Origin of the sequence: Paraburkholderia oxyphila NBRC 105797, from assembly GCF_000685075.1 — a bacterium.
GTDB classification, from domain to species: domain Bacteria; phylum Pseudomonadota; class Gammaproteobacteria; order Burkholderiales; family Burkholderiaceae; genus Paraburkholderia; species Paraburkholderia oxyphila.
Map to the genome: position 1 here is coordinate 1 of NZ_BAYD01000040.1, position 18619 is coordinate 18619.

Consider the following 18619-nt stretch of genomic DNA (forward strand, 5'->3'; position numbering starts at 1 on the left):
CCTTATTATGTTTAATTAATACAGCTGGACTTTAGACACTCGAACCCCGTCGCCGACCGTTGCTGAGTGGCAGTGGCGAGGCAGCGAACGAGACTGCGATCGCGATGAAGCAAACATGCGGAACCGCAGAAGCGGCATCGACTGGTAACTCAAGGGGCGTGACGCGCTTCGGGCCTCTGGAATTTTCGGGACTTCCCGTGCGCGGGAGTGTGGGGAGGCAAGTCCGGTAAATTCTCGACGCAGCCATTGGGCGACCAGGCCAGCGGTTCCTACCACACCCGTTTTGCCGACGTGACGCGTGACACCCATGCCCCACTTTTCGAGGAGACTGGCCACGAGATCCGACGTTCGGAACACGTCGTATCCGACCTCCGGATGCGCATGAATATCCCGGCGAATAGCCTGTATTTCGGACGCATGCGCCTCAATTTCAGCAATAAGTTCCATGGTGAATGAGTCGGCCCCGCGCGGAACGCGGGGCCTTTCGAAAATCAAACGTGAAAGATCTGGGCGACGAGCGCGGCGCCGAGGAACGTACCAGCGTTCGCGACGAACGAGACCAGCACGATACGCCAGCCGAGCCTGCGGAATGCCGGGATGTCCTTGGCAATGGAGAGGCCCGCGAACGTCAACATGGGGGTTGTCACGCCGAGGAAATCGTTCTTCGCGCTCAGCGCCGCAATCTGCGCAGCCCACGGGCAAAGCGGAGAGGTCATGAACATCGCGACGATCGATACCCAGCAGACAGCGGGAATTTTTCTGCCAGTCGCCGTGGCAAGCAGATCGCCAAGGACCGCGGCAAGCACCATGAAGCACAAGCCAGGCAAGCCTTGCAGCGGCGTCGTGCCGTGCGTGATCCAGTCGCAGACCAGCGAAAGCACGGCGGTCAGCACCCATGCAGCGACCTTGCCCGTAAAGCCGAGAACCGGCGCTTCGGTCTGAACGTCTCCGAGCTTCGGGCGCGAATCAACCGCCGCGTTCGATGCGCTCGACGCCCGGGTCGTGCGGCCGATGAGCGGCTCGAGCACGCGGTAGCCGAACAGCGCCATCGGCAGCGAAATGAACAGTGTGAAGTACGTGCCGACGGTCGTCGTGATGAGATTGCTCGCCGCCGCGAAGGTCATGACGTCTTTCGCCATTTCCGGCGTCTGCTGCGCCGCGATCGCGCCGGACGCCGCCGCCATCATGCTGCCCGATCCCACGCCCGAACCCATGGCGAGCGCAAGCGGGTGAAAGATGTGCAGGCTCGCAATGAAGCCGGCAAAGATCGCAATGAATACCGCGCCGAATACCGTGCCGGTCAGGTACTCGGCAAGAACGCCCCGCCCTTCGGCAGAGTCCATCCCGTACTTTTCGCCGATGATGGCAAGGCTCGGTTCGCGGCCAACCGAAAACGTCGCGCCAATGGCTTCGCGTTTAATGCCGAGAAGCAATGCCAGCGGAAGCCCGAGGAGAATGGTCCCGACAAAATGGCCCAGTTCCTGAAAGGCCAGAGCCCATCCCGACGCGGCAAGCTTCGGCAACGCGCTTCCGACCATCAACCCCAGTTTCGAAACGAAGAGCAGCAGCGCTGGCTGCAAGACCGCAGCGGCGAGCAGTTGCGTCTTGATGTCGAGACGCAGGCCGCTCGTCCAGCGCTCGGACAGCAGACCGAGCGCGCCGCCCATCAGCAGCGCCCAGATCATCGGCAGCAAAACGACTTTGCCGGGGCCGACACTAAACGTGAATGACCCAATGAATTCCGCGACAAGCAGGATCGCGGCCGCATAGACCAGAAGCTTCGCGCCCCTGAAGCCGTGGCTTCCCGTGCCTTCCGTCATCATCGTATGTTCCATGCCTATCTCCTCCGTGGTTCCAGGCGAACGCGAGGCCTCATATGCGGTGTTACCCGCGCTTCAGTTTCCGGCGAGGCCTCGGCTCACTCGGGCTATTTGTTTTTATCTCGCTCAATAGTTGCCACTCCAGGCGCTGTGCTCTGCCCGGAGGGGCTGCCGGTCAGAGATATCCAAACGCGGTTGCCGGATCCTTCGCCGTTTCCACCCAGACGCTCTTCGTCTGCGTGTATTCGTAGAGCGCTTCGACGCCGCTCGAGCGGCCATAGCCACTCATGCCGTAACCGCCGAACGGCGAGGCCACGTTGATGGTCTTGTAGCCGTTCACCCAGAACGTGCCCGCGTTGATCTGGCCGGCCACCCGATGCGCGCGCGCCACATCCTTCGTCCACACCGCGCCGGCAAGACCGAACTCCGTGTCGTTGGCGATCTGGATGGCTTCCTCTTCCGTGTCGAACGGAATCGCAACGACCACGGGCCCAAAAATTTCGGTGCGAGCGACGTCCATGGAGTTGTCCACGTTCGCGAGCACCGTCGGCGAGACGAAGTAGCCCGCGTCGGAGCGTTCCGTCGAGCCGGCCGCGAGCGTTGCGCCCGCTTCAACGCCGCTTGCGATCATCTTCATGACATGTTCGTACTGTGTACGATTGCAGATGGGTCCGACTTCCGTCGCGTCATCGGTCGGCATACCGACCTTGATCTTCTTGGCGCCGTTCGACACCATCGCGACGAACTCGTCATAAACGGAACGCTGCACCAGCAGACGCGAACCCGCCACACAGCTTTGGCCAGCGCCCGCGAAAATCGCGGCCTGAGCCGTGAGCGCCGCGCGCTTGAGGTCGGCATCTTCGAACACGATGTTCGCCGACTTGCCGCCGAGTTCGAGCACACAGGGCAAAACACGCTTCGCAGCCGCTTCCGCAATGCGCGCGCCGGTTGCCGGCGAGCCGACGAACACGACCTTCTTGATGGCCTTGTTGGCGATCGCCGCTTGCGCTACGGTCTGACCATAGCCCGCAAGCACGTTGATGAGGCCCTTCGGCACACCCGCTTTCTCGGCCAGCATGCCGACCACGAGCGAGCTGAACGGCGTGAGTTCGGACGGCTTGAGCAGAACCGCGTTGCCCATCGAGATGGCGGGCGCGAGCTGCCAGCCGCACGTGAAGACCGGCGCGTTCCACGGCGTGATCTGCAGGACCGCACCGGCGGGCTCGCGACGCGTGTAGTTGAGATGCGAGGTCGGAACCGGAATGACTTCGCCGTAAAACTTGTCGGCCCAGCCACCGTAGTATTCGAACATCTCGGCGACCTTCGCGACTTCGCCGCGGCAGTCGCGAATCGGCTTGCCCGAACCCAGCGACTCCAGGCGGGCCAGCGGCTCCGCGTGCTTCCTTAGTTCGCGTGCGACTTCGAACATCACACGGCCGCGCGCGGCGTGGGTCAGCGCCCACCACTCCTTTTGTGCAGCCGTTGCCGCGGACGCGGCCAGCGCCACGACTTCAGCGCCCCCATCCTTGTATGCGAGGCTTTTCTCGCCCGTCGCGGCGTCGTAGAGCTGGATAAGCTCGCCGTTGCCGGCGACCAGTTCGCCATTCACATAGGAGCCGACCGTGCTCGCGTTCGGGAAGAAGTGCTTGAATGCCTCAAGCAGGGTATCTGCAATTTGCTGTGCCATTTTTGCTTCCTGTTTCATTCAGTGCTTTTCGACGAATTCGACGATGCGGTTGAAGTCCTCGGCATCGGCGATCGATGTTTCGCTGTTGGCCCATAGCCGCCCCGCTTCTTTCGCGACGGGCGCGGACACACCCTGGCTCTCCAGCAGCGCCATCGCGAGGCGCATGTCCTTGCGCATCAGCTTCATCGTGAAGCCCGAGTCGAACTTGCCGTTCAGGATCCAGGTCGGGTAGTTGGTCAGCGTCGCGCTGTTCTTACCGGAGCCGCCGCTCAACGCCTCGATCAGGCGTTCCTTGTCGACGCCCACCGCCTCGGCCGCACGCACCGCCTCGCTCGTCACGAGCAGGTGGACGCCCGTGAGCAGGTTGTTGATGAGCTTCGTGACGTGGCCCGCGCCCGGCGGCCCGACATGGACCTGCCTGGCGCTGATGGCGCTCAGCAGCGGTTGCACGGCGGCGACGTCTTCGTCGGCGCCGCCCAGCACCATCGTCATCGTCGCGGTCGCGGCGCCCTTCGGGCCACCGCTCACCGGCCCGTCGATGAAGCGGACGCCCGCTTCCTTGAGCGCCGCCGCCACCTTGCGCGTGCTATTCGGGTCCGCGGTGGTGGTGTCGATCACGATCAGGTCCGGCTTCGCGCTCGCCAGCACGCCGCCCTCGCCGAACACGACCTGCTCGACAATCGCGGAAGTCGGCAACGAGAGAATGAGCACCTCAACCTGGCTTGCGATTTCCGCAATCGACGCGCAGGGCAGCACTCCTTCCTCGCCGAGCGCTCGCACGCTCTCCTGGTTGGCGTCGAACCCGAGCACCGTGAAACCCCCGCGTTTTGCCGACAAAGCCATGCCGCGGCCCATGTTTCCCAGTCCGATGACGCCTACCGTTTTCATCGATGCGCTCCTCTGAAGTTCAGCCAAATGGGTATTCGGACGGCATAGCTGGCCTCCGATGTCTGTGATGTTCGGCTTCTTGACGTAATCAAACAATAAGTGCCAATATCGTCTCTGTTCTAATTATTCGAACACTCGACATGAGCAACACCCTCACGGAGAGCCGTATCGCCTACTTTTTTGAGGCAGTACGGTCCGGCACCATCCGGGCAGCCGCAGACTGGTTGAACGTCGCACCATCGGCGGTCAGCCGGCAGATCAGCCTGCTCGAAGAGGAACTCGATGCGGCCCTGATTGAGCGGCACGCGCGAGGCGTGACCCCGACCGAAGCGGGCGAGTACGTCATCGAGTACTTTCGGGAGCAGCGCGCGCATCGGGACGACCTGCTCTCGCGGCTACAGGAATTGAGGGGCTTGCGCACCGGCCACGTGAACGTCGTGCTGGGCGAGGGATTCGTTTCCGATATGTTGTCGGGGCCCATGCAGCAGTTTTGCAGGCAGTACCCCAACATCAAGGTCAATCTCGACCTGGGAAGCACGAACGATGTCGTGAGGCGAATTTCAGAGGATGAGGGTGAAATCGGTCTCGTCTACAACCCGCCGAACGAGGCGCGCATCGTTTCACGGGCATCGCGCCGGCAACCGATGATGGCCATCGTCGGCATGCAGATGGCGCGCACGATCAACAGGAAGCGCCTGAGCGTGCAGGAACTGGCTTCCTATCCTTTGGCGGCGCCTCATCCCACCTACGGGACAAGGCAAATGCTCCAGGCCGTGGAATTTTCCGAGCGGATCAGCCTCGACCCGTTGGTCACGACCAACTCCATTAATATCATGAAACAGTTCGCGAAGTCGGAACTGGGCATCGTGGTATTGCCCGCGTTTGCCGTCGCAACCGAGCTTGAGGCCGGCGAGCTGACGGCCATTCCGATCGAACACCCCATTCTGGAGAACGCCGAGGCGCATCTGGTGACACGGGTGGGGCGCAAGTTGTCAGTGGCGGCAAACAAGATGCTGCAGATGATGTCTGCGCAGATGACTGCGTTTCGGTAATGTGCTGTAGAGGATGGCGCGACACCGTACTCAGAGTTCCTTTCCTGTGAGCGGACCGCGGTGACGGAGCCCGGACCGCGCGCACCGCAGAGCATCAGTGGTGAAAGAATTGCGCAACGAGAACGGCGGCAAGAAATGCGTGACATCGAGGAGTTGTTGCTTGAGCGGGGCGTCGTGGTGACGTACGAAACGATGCGACAAATTTGGAGCCGCCTTCGCCCGGCGAGCAAGGGCAGCGCGCCGCAAGACCGGCAGCACGTGGCATCTGGACGAGGTGTTGGCTGTGTCGCGTTAAGGACGATGGGACGATCAGGCGCCGTAGATAAAGAGGATTGCTTAAATCACGAGAGAATAGAATTGTTCGGCTGCAGCCGAGGCGACGCCATCGTCACACATCTGCCCCTTGCGGATCATGTGCGCGATCTCTATGCCGGACAGGCATGATGCGCGCACAGCGAAAATCCTTGAACCCCATCATCGGCTTGATGATGCGTTTGATCGCACGGTGATCCTGCTCAACGACGTTGTTCAGGTATTTGTTTTGCCGGACCTTGATCGGCGTTGAACGATCGGTATTGAGCGCTTCAAGCGCAGCCAGATTCGCGCCGCTCTTGTCCACGGTAATTGTCTCGGGCTCGCCTGCGCAACGCCAGCGGCGCTCGCATCAACTGGATGTTCTCTACCGAAAGGGCCCGGGAAAAATTGGCCAAAGCCGCCAGATGAAAAAGACTTCATCCTGATGCGCCGGTATATTGTGAATGCGCGGTGTAGCCTTGCGTCAATGACAATCTGGAACACCGATCATGAAAGCTCCTCAACGTGCCGCCATTTGTGCTCTCCTATCCATTCTCGCCTGTCCCGCATTTGCGTCGTCCAAACTTACGTCGCAGCAATGCCGTGACTACCCCTTCGTTCGCTCCGCACAGCCCCCGAGCCATAAGCAACTCGAGAACGAAATAAGCGAACTCGAGTCAGTCGGTTACAACCCGGCGACCGGCGACGACAACGAATATCCACTAGACCTTCAATCTGCGGAACACAAACTGCAAGCAAAATTTCGCCACGATTGCGTGCTTTCAGGCAACGACACGATTTCATCCGAAGCTCCACCGAGGAACACGACGCAGCGGTGACGGTGGCTAACGCGTAACCATCGCATCCATATGGAACACGCCAGTGTCCTTCTGTGCCAGCTGCTGGCAATCGACATCATTGCGTGTGAAAACTCGCGAATAGAGGCGCCTTCAAGAAGCTTTAGCGAAAGAAAGCACCTCTGTAATTGGCGGGAAGGCGCGCTCCGATAAAACACTGATTTTTGTTCCTGCCAACCATGAACCGGGCAACGGGCCTGTGGTTGGGGGAGGCGTGAGAGCCATTCGCTGAATGGCGCACGTCGTCATGGATGTTGGATAGTCGTGCCATCATGCTGGCCTGGAATTCACTGGGAAAGCCGTGTAAACTCCTACCACCTATGAATCCGTGGCACAATCGGGACATTGAGCGCAATGAGTGCGGATCGGTTTCGCGAGTTTGAGACCTTCGTCTGTGTGGTCGATTGCGGCAGCTTTTCAGCTGCTTCGCGCAAGCTCGACTGTACTCCTTCGGCCGTGAGCAAGCTCATTGACCGCATGGAGAACCGGCTTGGCGTCCGGTTGCTCCATCGGACGTCCCGCACCCTCGCTTTGACACAGGACGGAAGAAATTTTCACCAGGCCGCCATTCGCGCTCTCGAGGCAATCACCGAAGCGGAAGCTTCGCTGCTGCATACGGATGCTCCCATAAGCGGCCTGCTGCGTGTGCACACGACGCTCAACTTCGCGCAGCAGCAGCTGGCGTCCCTCCTGCCAGAATTTCTGGAGAAACATCCACAGTTGCGGCTCGAATTCATACTCCACAGTGACGCAGTGGACCTGATCGCGGCGGATATCGACCTTTCCCTGCAGGTAGGGCCGGTGACTAACCCGTCGCTTGTTGCGAGGCGTATCGCTACGACACGGTGGCTTCTTTGCGCATCGCCTGGATATCTGCGGCGTGCAGGAGTTCCGCAGACTCCCGGTGATCTGGCCGGCCATAACTGTCTGAATTTTCTGCCGCAGACTTATCGCAGCGTCTGGCCGATGTGCACGCCAAACGAGCACGGAATGCGCACATCTACGATCACGCGCTTCGAACTTGGTGGAAGTGTCGCCAGCAATTCCGATAATTTCCTGCGGGTTCTCGCGTGTCAGGGAATGGGCATCGCGCGCCTGGCTGCATTCCACATTGCGCCGGACCTGCGAGCCGGGACGCTACGCACGGTCCTTGCCGATTGGCTTCCCGAAGACCGCGAGCCAGTGTTCGCCGTGTTCCAGAGCCGACGCAATCTAAACCTGCGCGTGAAAGTCTTCGTCAAATTTCTGGAGGAGCGGCTCGCGCAGGCCGCGGACTGGGGGGTAAGCGAAGCCGGCGCGGAGCACCGGATCACTCGTTGACCCAACCTACCCATCAGGGCCTACTTGAATCAGACAAATTGGCCCCTTCACCTCGAAGCGGACGAGGTATTCCCCTTTCCCCTTCTTTCCCGGAACGCTGCACGTAACGACTTTCGCCGGTCGAACGCATCCCTCATCCCAAATCCCTACGTTGCGCTGCCATGCTCGGACTGGTCACACGGCGCCAGTACCTGTGCCTAAAATTCACAGGTGCTATGAGCTTGCATGGCTGTTGCACTGGCTTTCATATCGGCATCATGCAATCCGGGCACGCAAAACGGGCCTCCAGATAGATGCGTAACAGCATCGGGAAATAAAATTATTGGAGACAGTAATGCAACGATTCAGTCGCACGGCTGCCGCTGCAGGAATCGCGGCAGGGATGCTTGCCAGCCATAGCGCTTTCGCGTCATCCGTCATACTGTATGGCGTGCTGGACGACAGCCTGCTATATGTTTCTAACGCTGGAGGCCACCCGCTGTTCGCAGCGTCGAGCGGCGGGCGCGGAAGCTCCAAGTGGGGCATGCTTGGAACTGAAGACCTGGGCGGCGGCACGCAGGCCTACTTTCGTCTGGAGAGTGGCTTCGATACCAATACTGGCAAACTTGGGCAGAACGGCGCGCTCTTTGGGCGCTATGCCATCGTTGGGCTATCGGACAACAAGTACGGCTCGATCCAGCTCGGGCGCCAGTACGAACTGCTTCCGCTTTATCTCAATCCACAGGCGGCCAGCATTACGTTTGGCGGTGGACTTGCCGCCCACGCGGGCGACACGGACAACGTCTACGGCACGTATCAGCTCAACAACGTCATCCGTTATGAATCGCCAAAAATCGCGGGCGTGACAGTCAGCGCGCTTTTCTCCCCAGGCGGCGTACCGGGGTCATTTTCGACTGGTCGGGCATATGAGTTCGGCTTCAAGGGCGACTTTGGCGGTTTGTCTTATGCCGGGGTTTACTCGAACATCAACGACCCGGCAACGTCGCTCTGGTATGCGAGCGCGAATGCGCAGCCTGGAAAGGCTTTCACAAATCCGCTCACAAATACGGTCTACTCAGGTTACGCGTCCGCTGCAAACTACCAGGTCGCCGGCGGAACACTTGCCTATACCTTCGGTAACTCGATGATCACCACGGTCTTGACGAGTACACGATACGGAGACGTGATCAAGACCGCATCCACGCCGTACGCCGGCAATCATTTTCTGCGCAATGCCGAGTTGAGCTACACGTACCAGGTAACGCCCGCGCTACTGCTCGGCATTGGCGCCGACTATACCAAAGGTGATCTTGCACACTACTGGCAGGGCAATATGGGCGTCTCATACCTTCTTTCCAAGCGAACATACGTCTATGCCGTTGCCGTTGCTGCACACGCGAGCGGGATCGATTCCACAGGGCACCCCGCCGGGCCAGACCTGCTCGGTCAGGCCAGCTCGTCGTCGCCCAACGAAGTTGCCGCACGCATCGGCTTGCGTCATACCTTCTGAGCCCCGCTTGTCCATGGTCCGGCCAGCGGCCGGGCCAGCGCACACCGCGGTATTGTTTAACCAGGACGCGACGACGCTTGCGCTGACAAAGGCTCGCAGCGGAAGTATCGTGTCCCTGGCAGGAGACAGCTTTCATGGAACGGCCACTACGATCCATCCGCCTAGGATCGGTTGATGTAACGGACGTCATCGACCGCGGATCAATGAGCGGTACAGCATGGCGGGTACTCGCACTTTGCCTGATTGCAATGCTGGTGGACGGCTTCGACATACAGGTTATCACTTACGTCGCTCCAGTTCTGACGCGGGCGCTGGGCGTCAATCGCGCCCTGCTCGGACCAGTCTTCTCGAGCGGTCTGGTCGGCACTACGCTCGGCGCGTTTATTTTCGGCTCGCTGGGAGACCGGCTCGGCCGCAAGCAGGTGCTTTGCGCCTGCCTGCTTATCTTCGCGATCTGCTCACTTGGGACCACCACCGCATCCGGAATCGAGAGCCTGATGGCCTGGCGATTTGTATCCGGTCTCGGGCTCGGCGGCTTGACACCGCTTACTGTGACGTATGTGGCTGAATTTTGCCCTGGTCGCTACAAGGTTCCGGCGGCGATGATCACCACATCCGGTTACGCCATCGGTGCAGCCGGTGGTGGTCTACTTGCCTCTTTCATGATTCCCATGTTTGGATGGCGCTCCGTCTTCCTGCTGGGCGGCGTGACACCCCTCCTGATTGCAATTGCAATTGCTGCCCTTCTACCCCATTCCATTTTTGATTTGGCAAGACGCGGTTATGGGGACCAGCTCGCCAAAGCGATTCAAGGCATAGCGCCAAACATATCGGTTGACCCACGCGCGCAAATCAGCCTCGCAGAGAAGGCTGCAGGCTTCCCCGTGGGACGGCTATTCGCCGAGGGCCGAACGCCGCGCACGATTGCCCTCTGGGTAATGTTCTTCGCCAACATCCTGTCGTTATATTTCATGGTGTCGTGGCTACCGACTATCGCACACACCTCCGGGATAGAACTGTCGGCAGCCGTGCGAGCCGCCGCAGTCATGCAGGTGGGCAGCGTGCTGGGTACGTTCTCGCTCGCGGCGTTGGTGCGCAGGTTCGACACCTTCAGCATGGTCGGCACTGGCTTCGGCGTGGGAGCGCTGGCCCTGGTGCTGCTGGCCTTCGCAGGCAGTTCAGTTCAATACTTTACGACTGTTGCGTTTCTGGCAGGCTTCTTTGTGATTGGTACCCAGACCGGTGCGAATGCGGTCAGCGCGTTTGCCTACCCTCCCAGCCTGCGTTCGACAGGAGTTGGTTGGGCTCTGGGCATCGGCCGGACCGGTGCCATCCTGGGGCCGTCTGTCGGTGGAGTACTGATGGCTCTCGGCTGGCCGACCCGCGACCTGTTGCTCCTGGCTGCCTGTCCTGCACTGCTCGCATCGTGCTGCGGGTTTGTGCTCTCGTGCATGCTCCGTCGATCGTCCGACGTGAGAGACGCGGTTGCATCACCGACAGGTTGTTAAATTAACTTACTGTCTGAGAACGCACCGGCGCTAAGTGGTTCGTTTCCACATTCGTCGATCAGGCTGGACACGACGCCGGGCGGCAACAGGCAGACGAATGACTCACTTTCGGGCACATGCCGGCATACGCATGGTTGCGGTGAGCGCTCCAGCGGCTGGCCTGCTGTTATCTACATGCCGCTTGTACGCAATATAAAAGCGCGATCCAAAATACTCGCCATCCGGAGACCCGATTCGTAGTTCATAACCGAACGAGACCATTCCGCGTTGATGGCTTTCCCCAAGGATCTGATCCGCGGTTTCACAGGTTGTATGAATACTTTAGCCTTATGCAGTTAGCCGTGGTTCGGCATCATTCACAGCAAGTGATCAACATATTCAGGAGACGACAATGGATTTGAGACGAGTGGCACTGGTCACCGGTGGCGCAGGCGCATTGGGCCGAGGTATCGGAGCAAGACTGCAAAAGGACGGATATCAAATCGTTCTTGCCGATATTAACGCCAGCGCCTGTGATGATGCGGCGAATGACATTGGCGGCGACACTTTTGGCGTCCAGATGGACGTAACCTCTGCCCCTTCGGTCGAATCCGCAGTCGACCGCATTCTCGATCGCGTGGGCCGCATTGACATACTCGTTAACAATGCCGGTGTCCTTGTCAAGGATGACCATGCATCCATGGATGAAGAAACCTTTGATCGCATCGTCCGGGTCAATCTGAAAGGCCCCTTTCTCGTGACCCGCGCAGTCATTCCAGCGATGAAAAAACAGCGCTACGGCCGTCTGATTGCGATCACGTCGCGCAACAAGCTTTCCGGCGGCATGCCGGCATACGCGGCCAGCAAGGCCGGTCTCGACGCCCTAACGGTGGCGTGGGCCCGCGAACTGGGGGATTGGAATATCACCGCGAATGCCGTGGCCCCAGGATCGATCAAGGTGACCCCAGGTCTTGACATTCTGAATCGATCTCCCGAGCAGCAACTCGCCAGCAACCGGCTCGCAATCTCCCGTACGCCAATCCAGCGCCTGGCCACCCGGGAGGACATCGCGGGTGCGGTCGCGTATTTCGCGTCTGAGGAGGCAGGCTTCGTCACCGGCGAGACGCTCTTCGTAGCAGGTGGTTTTCAACTGGCGCCCGCGAGCCGGTACGCGTCAGATTCGGAATGACATGCATCAAAGGAGACAGGGCATGAGCGACAGCAAAAAACTTCGCATCGCCATCATCGGCGCGGTGCACGACCACTTCTGGCCTGTATGGGGAAAGGGGGTCTTCCACGAGTTTCGTGACCACCCAGGCGCCACACTTGTCGCCGCCACCGAGCACCACCCGGAACTGCAAACACGACTGCGCACTGAACTTGGTATTGAGCGTATCTATACCGACTATGAAGAGATGCTGGAAAAGGAATGTCTCGACGCGGTGCTGATCGGCCTACCGAGCAACGCCAAGGTAGGCCCGGTCCGCGCAGCTGCTCGAAAGGGTCTTCATATCCTGATGGACAAACCGCTGTGTACCACGATGGAAGATGCGCGGGAGCTGCAACAGATCGTGCGGGAGACCGGCGTCAACCTGGTGGTCAATTCGCTGTCGATCTGGAAGGCTCCTCTGCGCAAGGGCTTCGATCTCGTCAACGAGGGGGCTATTGGTCGCCCATTCTGGGCCAAGTGGCGCAATGCCAATGCCGGCACTGAAAAGGCTCCCGGCGTATCGCGACACTTCACGGACTGGCTCTGGGACATGGAGAAGAACGGTGGCGGTATCTTGATCAACTACTGCTACTACGGCATCAGCTACCTCTGTCACATCTTCGGGCGACCCAGGAGCGTCTCCGCAATGGCCGGCCACTTTGTGAAGGAACAGATCCCCACCGAGATGGAGGACAACGCTATCGTCACGATGAAGTGGGACGGTGCGCTCGGCCAGGCAGAGGGAAGCTGGACGCAATGGGACGAAGGTCTAGAGGAAGAGGTGGATCCAACCAATCGGGGTCTTATCGTCTACGGAACTAAAGGAGTACTACGAACCAGTAGCAAGGGCTATGTCGTGCTGGTGAACGCAGAGTTTCCCAAGGGAAAGCGCATTGATTGCAGCGCTGTGCCCGTCCGCTTCAAGGATGGAGCCGAGCACTTTGTGAGCGTGGTCCGCGGTGAGAGTCACGTAGACCCTTTGTGCAGCCTCGATCTCAATGTCCTTGTGCAGGAAATCAGCACTGCCGGATATCAGTCGATCCGGGAAAAGCGTGAGATCACGCTGCCCTCGTCTGACCTGCAGTAAACTTGATACCAATCCTCGCGATTTCGTCGGTCAGCTATTTTAACGTATGAAAATATGCTGAAGGCGGCTGGTCACGGCACACACGTCCAACCGTGCGAAGTCCTGAAGCGCGAGTGGATATGTGTGCCAATGCGATTCGCCTTGCCGACTCGACGAGGGAGTACAAGTCGGCGCTCGCGTTTGCTCCGTCGGCAGTGTCCGAGAACAGCCATCCGCGGCGCTTATCGAAGCATTTCTATAGAGTTCGGATTTACCTGTTCAAAGCCCGGATCCACTGAGATACAAAAAATAAAGGGAACCGAACCCCTCACAATTCAGGTGGATATGTGGCAACGCAGGCAAGCCTCAGCCCGACTGTGCCCGCGCTGCAAAACGGTGTCTATCAAGACATCACCACATACACCTTCCGTAGCGTCTGTCGAATGTCCCAGACGCCAACAGTATTGGCAGGGAAGAAAAGCGTATCTCCCGCACGAATCTCCTGCGGCGCGCCGTTCGTGGGCGTAAAGGTACAAGCGCCCGAAAGAATGTGCATGACTTCGGCATTGGCCAGCTGGCGCTCGAAGCGTCCGGGTGTGCATTCCCACAGGCCGGTAAGGTTTTCTCCCGCGCCCTCCATGGGCACTTCCATGCAGGAGGTCTGACAGGCAGGCACGGTCAGCGGACGCGCGACGGCGCCGGCGTTCTCGAGGCCACTGATCGAAGCGGATTGCGACAGGACAATAATCGACATACGGTGTTCCTATAGAGGGCTTGCGACGGCTCCGCCCATCGAATGATGGCGCGCGGGACCTGCCCCGCGCGATGATCGGCATACAAGGGCTAGCGGCCAGCTTCGACCGCCTCGGCCAGTTCAGCCAGTGTATGAAAATGGTAGTCCGGTGTTGTGATCGCCGACTCGATCGTTCCACCCGATCCCTTCTGCGCATGCCGACGCTCGATCCAGCATGTGGTGATGCCCAACTGCTTCGAAATGCCGATATCGTGATACTGACTCTGCGCAACATGCAGATTGTCGGCCTGTTTGTAGCCCCACTGGCCCTCGAAACGACCGCGCGCGTAGGCAAAGTAGCGCGCATCGGGCTTCTCGCACATGGCGTCGTCGCAGCTCAACTCCATATCGAATGGGTGTTCGAGCGTCGTGGCAAAATGCTTGAGGGCCCAGGATTGGGCATTCGTCATGGTCACCAGCTTGAAATGCTTGCGCAGCCGTTTGAGCGCCTCAATCGAGTCTGGAAACGCGGGCCATTGGGCCACGGAATCCCGAAACCCCTCCGCGATCGTGTCGCTATCCGGCAAACGCAGCCCGGGCGCAATGGCGTGCCAGCAGCGCACGAGGTCATCGGGGTACCACGTGGTGTCTTCGCTCTTGCGCGCCTGACGGTAGGCAGCGAGGAAATCCTCGTCGGAGATCCTGACGTCTGAAGCAACCGCATGCAGATAATTGAGCATGCCCTTCTCGAAGTCGATCAGCGTGCCGACGACGTCAAACGTGAGAACCTTGAAATCTTTGAGACTCATGGAGACTTCTCCAACAGGATAGAAAGAAGGAATACAACGCTGTCTGGACGTGAGCGCCAGCAGCGCGGAATGCATGAACGGGACACCGCGACAATCCTGGGCGAGCCGCGCCTGTACCTTCGTTGCGGACAATCTGGCAACTTTCCAGCCATTCATATCATGCGCTCCCGCGCTTGCAGACGGCCCAATTCGACGGCCGGGTGATGACAGAGGATTTCCGCACCCGACGGGAGCTTCTTGAGCGACGGCGCGGTTGCGTTGCACATACCGTCTATGCGGACCGGACAGCGCGCCCGGAAGCTGCATAGCTCGCCGTTGTGTGGAATATCCGGTCGAAGTGGCGGCAGCGCCGCGCCGACGACGTTACGGCGTGCGTCGAGCCATCCCGGCTTGAGTTCAGGCACGGAGTTGACGAGCAGCCCCGTATACGGGTGATGGGGCGGTGCCTTCAGAACCTCCCGCTGCCCTGCCTCGACACGTCTGCCGGAGTACAGCACAATCACGTCATCACAGATCGCCTTCACGGTCGCAATGTCGTGGCTGATGAACATGTACGACACGCCAAGTTCGCACCGCAACTCGGCCAGCAAATCGAGAATCGCCGCACCGACGACCGTATCGAGCGCCGACGTCACCTCGTCACACAGGATCAACGCCGGATTGGCGGCAAGTGCACGCGCAAGATTGACACGCTGCTTCTGGCCACCCGACAGACCAGCCGGAGTTCGCCTCGCAACCGATGCGGGCAGCCTTACCAGATCGAGCAACTCCAGTGTCCGCCTGGTCGCCGCCGCACCACGTATACAGTGATAAAAGTCGAGCGGACGGCCGAGGATCTCGGCAATCGTATGGCTCGGGTTCATCGCAGTATCCGCGTTCTGGAACACGATCTGGATTTGCCGATACTGCTCCTGCGTACGCTGCGAGAGCCGCGCCGGTAACGGTGTCCCGTTGAACAGCACTTCGCCGCTTGCCCGCTCGACCAGTCCGGCAATGACTCGGGCGAGCGTAGTCTTGCCGGATCCGGACTCGCCGATCACGCCCAGGGTCTTGCCTCGCCGAATCGACAGGCTGACGTCGTCGAGAATACGCACTGCGGGCGCGCCGGAGCGGTCAATGCGTCCATAGCCGGCCGACAGGCCACGAATCTCGAGCAGTGGCGGCATCGCGGTGGGCTCGGGCTGCAGCGCGTGCGGCGGGGGCTCCGCGTGGCGCGACGCATCAAGCAATTGCCGCGTATAGGCGTTGGCTGGGGCTTCGAGGACCTGCGCGACCGCGCCGTTCTCCTTCACGACACCGCCGTTGAGCACGACGATGCGGTCGGCCATCTGCGCGACCACGGCCAGATCGTGCGACACATACACGGCGGTCGTGCCCAGTTCGCGCACGACCTTCTTGAATGCGGCGAGCACTTCGATCTGCGTCGTCACGTCAAGCGCCGTCGTCGGTTCGTCAAACACGACCACCGCGGGGTCAGTAATGAGCGCCATTGCAGCCATCAGGCGTTGCAACTGCCCACCTGACACCTGATGCGGGTATCGGGCACCGATGGCTTCCGGCGCAGGCAACGCCAGCGCGCGAAACAGCTCGATTGCTTTCGCGCGCGCCGCTTCGCCCGTCATCACGCGATGCGTCAGGGCCGGCTCGATCACCTGATCCATGATCGTGCGCGCAGGGTTGAATCCCGCAGCAGCGCTTTGCGCCACATAAGCGACGGTACGCGCGCGCAGCGCGCGGCGCCCCTTCTGGTCGAGCGAGAGTACATCGACGTCGCCAATCCGCACGGTACCGCCGCTGATCGTGCAGCCCGCGCGGGCGTAGCCCAGCAATGACAGCGCGATCGTGGTCTTGCCCGAGCCTGATTCGCCGATCAGGGCAAGCACCTCGCCCTTTTTGACCGAGAAGTCCACTCCCTTGACGATCTCGATGACCGGATCGGGTGCCGCGCCCGCCACAACCCGCAATCCGCGGACCTCGATCATGTTGCCGGCACTCATCGCGCACCTCCCTGTCCGCGCCCGCCACGGCGGCGCACACTGTCAATCAGCAGATTCATTCCAATGGTCAATGTGGCGATCGCCACAGCGGGCATCAGCACCGCGGGTGCGCCTTCGGAGAGACCACCGATGTTCTCGCGCACGAGTGAGCCCCAGTCAGCGCTCGGCGGCTGCACGCCAAGTCCAAGAAAGCTCAGACCGCTTAACAGCAACACGATAAACACAAAGCGCAGCCCGAAATCGGCGAGCATCGGATGCATCATGTTGGGCAACAGTTCTTTGCGGGCGATATAGAAGAGCCCTTCGCCGCGCGCTTTCGCGACCTGCACGTACTCAAGCGTCATCAGATTCACCGCAAGCGAACGGGAAATGCGGAATGCCCCCGGGATATACGCCAGCGCGGCCACAGCTGTCAGTACCGGAATCGACGATCCGAATGCGGCGATCACGACCAGGGCGAGCACCTTGCTCGGAATCGAAATGAGCGCATCGAACAGGCGGCTCATGATTTCGTCGACCCAGCGGCCAGACACGGCCGCAAGCAGACCGCAGAAGGTTCCGATGAGGCTCGCCGCCACCGCGGCGGCCAGCGCAAGGCCCACCGTGTAGCGCGTGCCGTAGAGAATGCGGCTCAGCATGTCGCGGCCAAGGTAGTCGGTACCGAGCGGGTTTGCGGCGCTAAAGCCGCCGAAGATCTCGGTCGACGTGAGCGTGCCGCCCTTGTACGGCGCGACGAGCGGTCCGATGAACGCCACCACGAGCCAGAAAACGACGATCACAAGGCCCGCGAAGCCGAGCACCGACAGGCGTCGCACGACCCGCCTGAAAGGCCCTTGCCGTGGTGTAGCCAGGTCGGGCGGGCAAGGCTCGTCGAGCAGATCATCGCGGGGCATGTCGTAGAGCTCCGTGCCGGCATCGGAAATCCGGGGGTTGACTGGACGGTTCATCGTTGGCGCAGCCTCGGGTTGGATACGATTTGACACAGGTCCGCAATGAGCACGAGCACCAGATAGGCCGCACAGAACACCATCACACACCCTTGCACGAGTGGCATATCGCGATTCGTGACGGCATCGACCATCAGGCTCGCGAGGCCCGGATAGTTGAAAATGGACTCGACGATCACCACGCCGCCAAACAGGTAGGACAGACTCAGCGCCACCGCATTGGCGATCGGTCCAATCGTGTTCGGCAAGATGTGGCGCAAGACGATCCACACAGGCGAGGTGCCCTTGAGCACTGCCATCTCGACATACGGAGAATTGAGCTGATCGAGCACTGCGGCGCGCGTCATGCGCGCCATCTGCGCCACGATCACGCAGCACAGCGTCATGACGGGCAGGGCGTAAATGCGCAGCAAGCCGTCGAACGAAGTGACCTCGGAGAGATACGACAGCGCGGGCAGCCAGCGCAGTTTGACCGCGAAAATCAGCACGCCAATCGTCGCGATCAGGAACTCGGGAACCGCGACGGTCGAAAGCGTCACGACGTTCAGCGCGCGATCAAGCAGCGACCCGCGAAACATCGCCGACAGGATGCCAATCAGCAGTGCGACAGGTACCGACACCAGCGTCGTCAACCCAGCCAGCATCAGCGAGTTGGGCAAGCGCGACGCGATGAGCTGGCTGACCGGCATGCTGTTTGACAACGACGTCCCAAAGTCGCCAGTCACGACATGTAGCAGCCAGTGGGCGTAACGCAGTAGCGCAGGCTGATCAAGCCCGAACTGATGTCGCAACGCCGCCACGGCTTCGGGCGTGGCGGCCTGACCGAGTGCCTGCTGGGCCGCATCGCCCGGCAACAGGCCCGTCATGCCAAACACAGCCGCCGACACCAGCAGCAAGGTCAGCAAGGCCAGACCGAGCCTCGTGGCGATGAGTCTTTGTGCATGTGCGTTCATCGAATTTCAT

General features: G+C 60.4%; 15 protein-coding genes and 3 pseudogenes. 8 read left to right on the plus strand and 10 right to left on the minus strand.

The features are described 5' to 3' along the window. Positions 1–264: 264 nt before the first annotated feature. The 4 genes and pseudogenes from BO1_RS61290 to BO1_RS23595 all read right to left on the minus strand — a co-directional run. Positions 265–447 (minus strand): annotated as a pseudogene (locus BO1_RS61290) (amidohydrolase); the annotation flags it as partial. Between the two features lie 44 nt (positions 448–491). After that, positions 492–1835 carry a DUF3100 domain-containing protein gene (locus tag BO1_RS23585; protein ID WP_028219663.1) on the minus strand — a complete coding sequence of 448 codons (1344 nt, stop codon included), beginning with the start codon at positions 1833–1835 and terminating at the stop codon, positions 492–494. Positions 1836–1995: 160 nt separating this feature from the next. Next, complete coding sequence (locus BO1_RS23590) at positions 1996–3507, minus strand: aldehyde dehydrogenase family protein (protein WP_028219664.1); 1512 nt, start codon at positions 3505–3507, stop codon at positions 1996–1998. Between the two features lie 18 nt (positions 3508–3525). Next, positions 3526–4422 (minus strand): NAD(P)-dependent oxidoreductase, encoded by an 897-nt coding sequence (locus BO1_RS23595; protein WP_281179197.1) that lies wholly within the window; start codon positions 4420–4422, stop codon positions 3526–3528. A gap of 113 nt (positions 4423–4535) precedes the next feature. Between BO1_RS23595 and BO1_RS23600 the strand changes: the two genes are divergently transcribed. Continuing rightward, positions 4536–5447, plus strand: coding sequence for a LysR family transcriptional regulator (locus BO1_RS23600; protein ID WP_028219666.1), 912 nt, complete (start codon positions 4536–4538; stop codon positions 5445–5447). 135 nt (positions 5448–5582) lie between these two features. Then, positions 5583–5739 (plus strand): annotated as a pseudogene (locus BO1_RS57850) (IS6 family transposase); the annotation flags it as partial. 44 nt (positions 5740–5783) lie between these two features. On the opposite strand, the pseudogene BO1_RS52390 reads toward BO1_RS57850, so the two are convergent. After that, positions 5784–6087, minus strand: a pseudogene (locus BO1_RS52390) (DDE-type integrase/transposase/recombinase); the annotation flags it as partial. Positions 6088–6250: 163 nt separating this feature from the next. Between BO1_RS52390 and BO1_RS57855 the strand changes: the two are divergent. From BO1_RS57855 to BO1_RS23630, 6 genes are all read left to right on the plus strand, one after another. Then, positions 6251–6580: a DUF4148 domain-containing protein gene (locus BO1_RS57855; RefSeq protein WP_084688141.1), complete on the plus strand. Its 330-nt coding sequence runs from the start codon at positions 6251–6253 to the stop codon at positions 6578–6580. A 372-nt stretch (positions 6581–6952) separates the two neighbouring features. Continuing rightward, on the plus strand, positions 6953–7918 hold the full coding sequence (locus BO1_RS52395; protein WP_043286142.1) for a LysR family transcriptional regulator: 966 nt from the start codon (positions 6953–6955) through the stop codon (positions 7916–7918). 334 nt (positions 7919–8252) lie between these two features. After that, entirely contained in the window at positions 8253–9407 is a 1155-nt protein-coding gene (locus tag BO1_RS23615; protein WP_028219668.1) for a porin, read from the plus strand. A 134-nt stretch (positions 9408–9541) separates the two neighbouring features. After that, positions 9542–10915, plus strand: a complete 1374-nt coding sequence (locus BO1_RS52400) for an MFS transporter (RefSeq protein ID WP_043286145.1) — start codon at positions 9542–9544, stop codon at positions 10913–10915. A 391-nt stretch (positions 10916–11306) separates the two neighbouring features. Next, positions 11307–12083, plus strand: coding sequence for an SDR family NAD(P)-dependent oxidoreductase (locus tag BO1_RS23625; protein ID WP_028219669.1), 777 nt, complete (start codon positions 11307–11309; stop codon positions 12081–12083). 22 nt (positions 12084–12105) lie between these two features. Continuing rightward, positions 12106–13191 (plus strand): Gfo/Idh/MocA family protein, encoded by a 1086-nt coding sequence (locus tag BO1_RS23630; protein ID WP_028219670.1) that lies wholly within the window; start codon positions 12106–12108, stop codon positions 13189–13191. A gap of 382 nt (positions 13192–13573) precedes the next feature. On the opposite strand, the gene BO1_RS23635 is transcribed toward BO1_RS23630, so the two are convergent. The 5 genes from BO1_RS23635 to BO1_RS23655 all read right to left on the minus strand — a co-directional run bounded on the left by BO1_RS23635 (position 13574) and on the right by BO1_RS23655 (position 18609). Further along, positions 13574–13924 (minus strand): cupin domain-containing protein, encoded by a 351-nt coding sequence (locus BO1_RS23635; RefSeq protein WP_028219671.1) that lies wholly within the window; start codon positions 13922–13924, stop codon positions 13574–13576. Positions 13925–14013: 89 nt separating this feature from the next. Continuing rightward, positions 14014–14712, minus strand: coding sequence for an HAD-IA family hydrolase (locus tag BO1_RS23640; protein ID WP_028219672.1), 699 nt, complete (start codon positions 14710–14712; stop codon positions 14014–14016). A gap of 152 nt (positions 14713–14864) precedes the next feature. After that, on the minus strand, positions 14865–16709 hold the full coding sequence (locus tag BO1_RS23645) for an ABC transporter ATP-binding protein (protein ID WP_028219673.1): 1845 nt from the start codon (positions 16707–16709) through the stop codon (positions 14865–14867). After that, positions 16706–17656: an ABC transporter permease gene (locus tag BO1_RS23650; RefSeq protein ID WP_028219674.1), complete on the minus strand. Its 951-nt coding sequence runs from the start codon at positions 17654–17656 to the stop codon at positions 16706–16708. Before BO1_RS23650 ends, BO1_RS23645 begins: the two co-directional genes overlap by 4 nt. Continuing rightward, on the minus strand, positions 17653–18609 hold the full coding sequence (locus tag BO1_RS23655; RefSeq protein WP_028219675.1) for an ABC transporter permease: 957 nt from the start codon (positions 18607–18609) through the stop codon (positions 17653–17655). Before BO1_RS23655 ends, BO1_RS23650 begins: the two co-directional genes overlap by 4 nt. Positions 18610–18619: the final 10 nt, after the last annotated feature.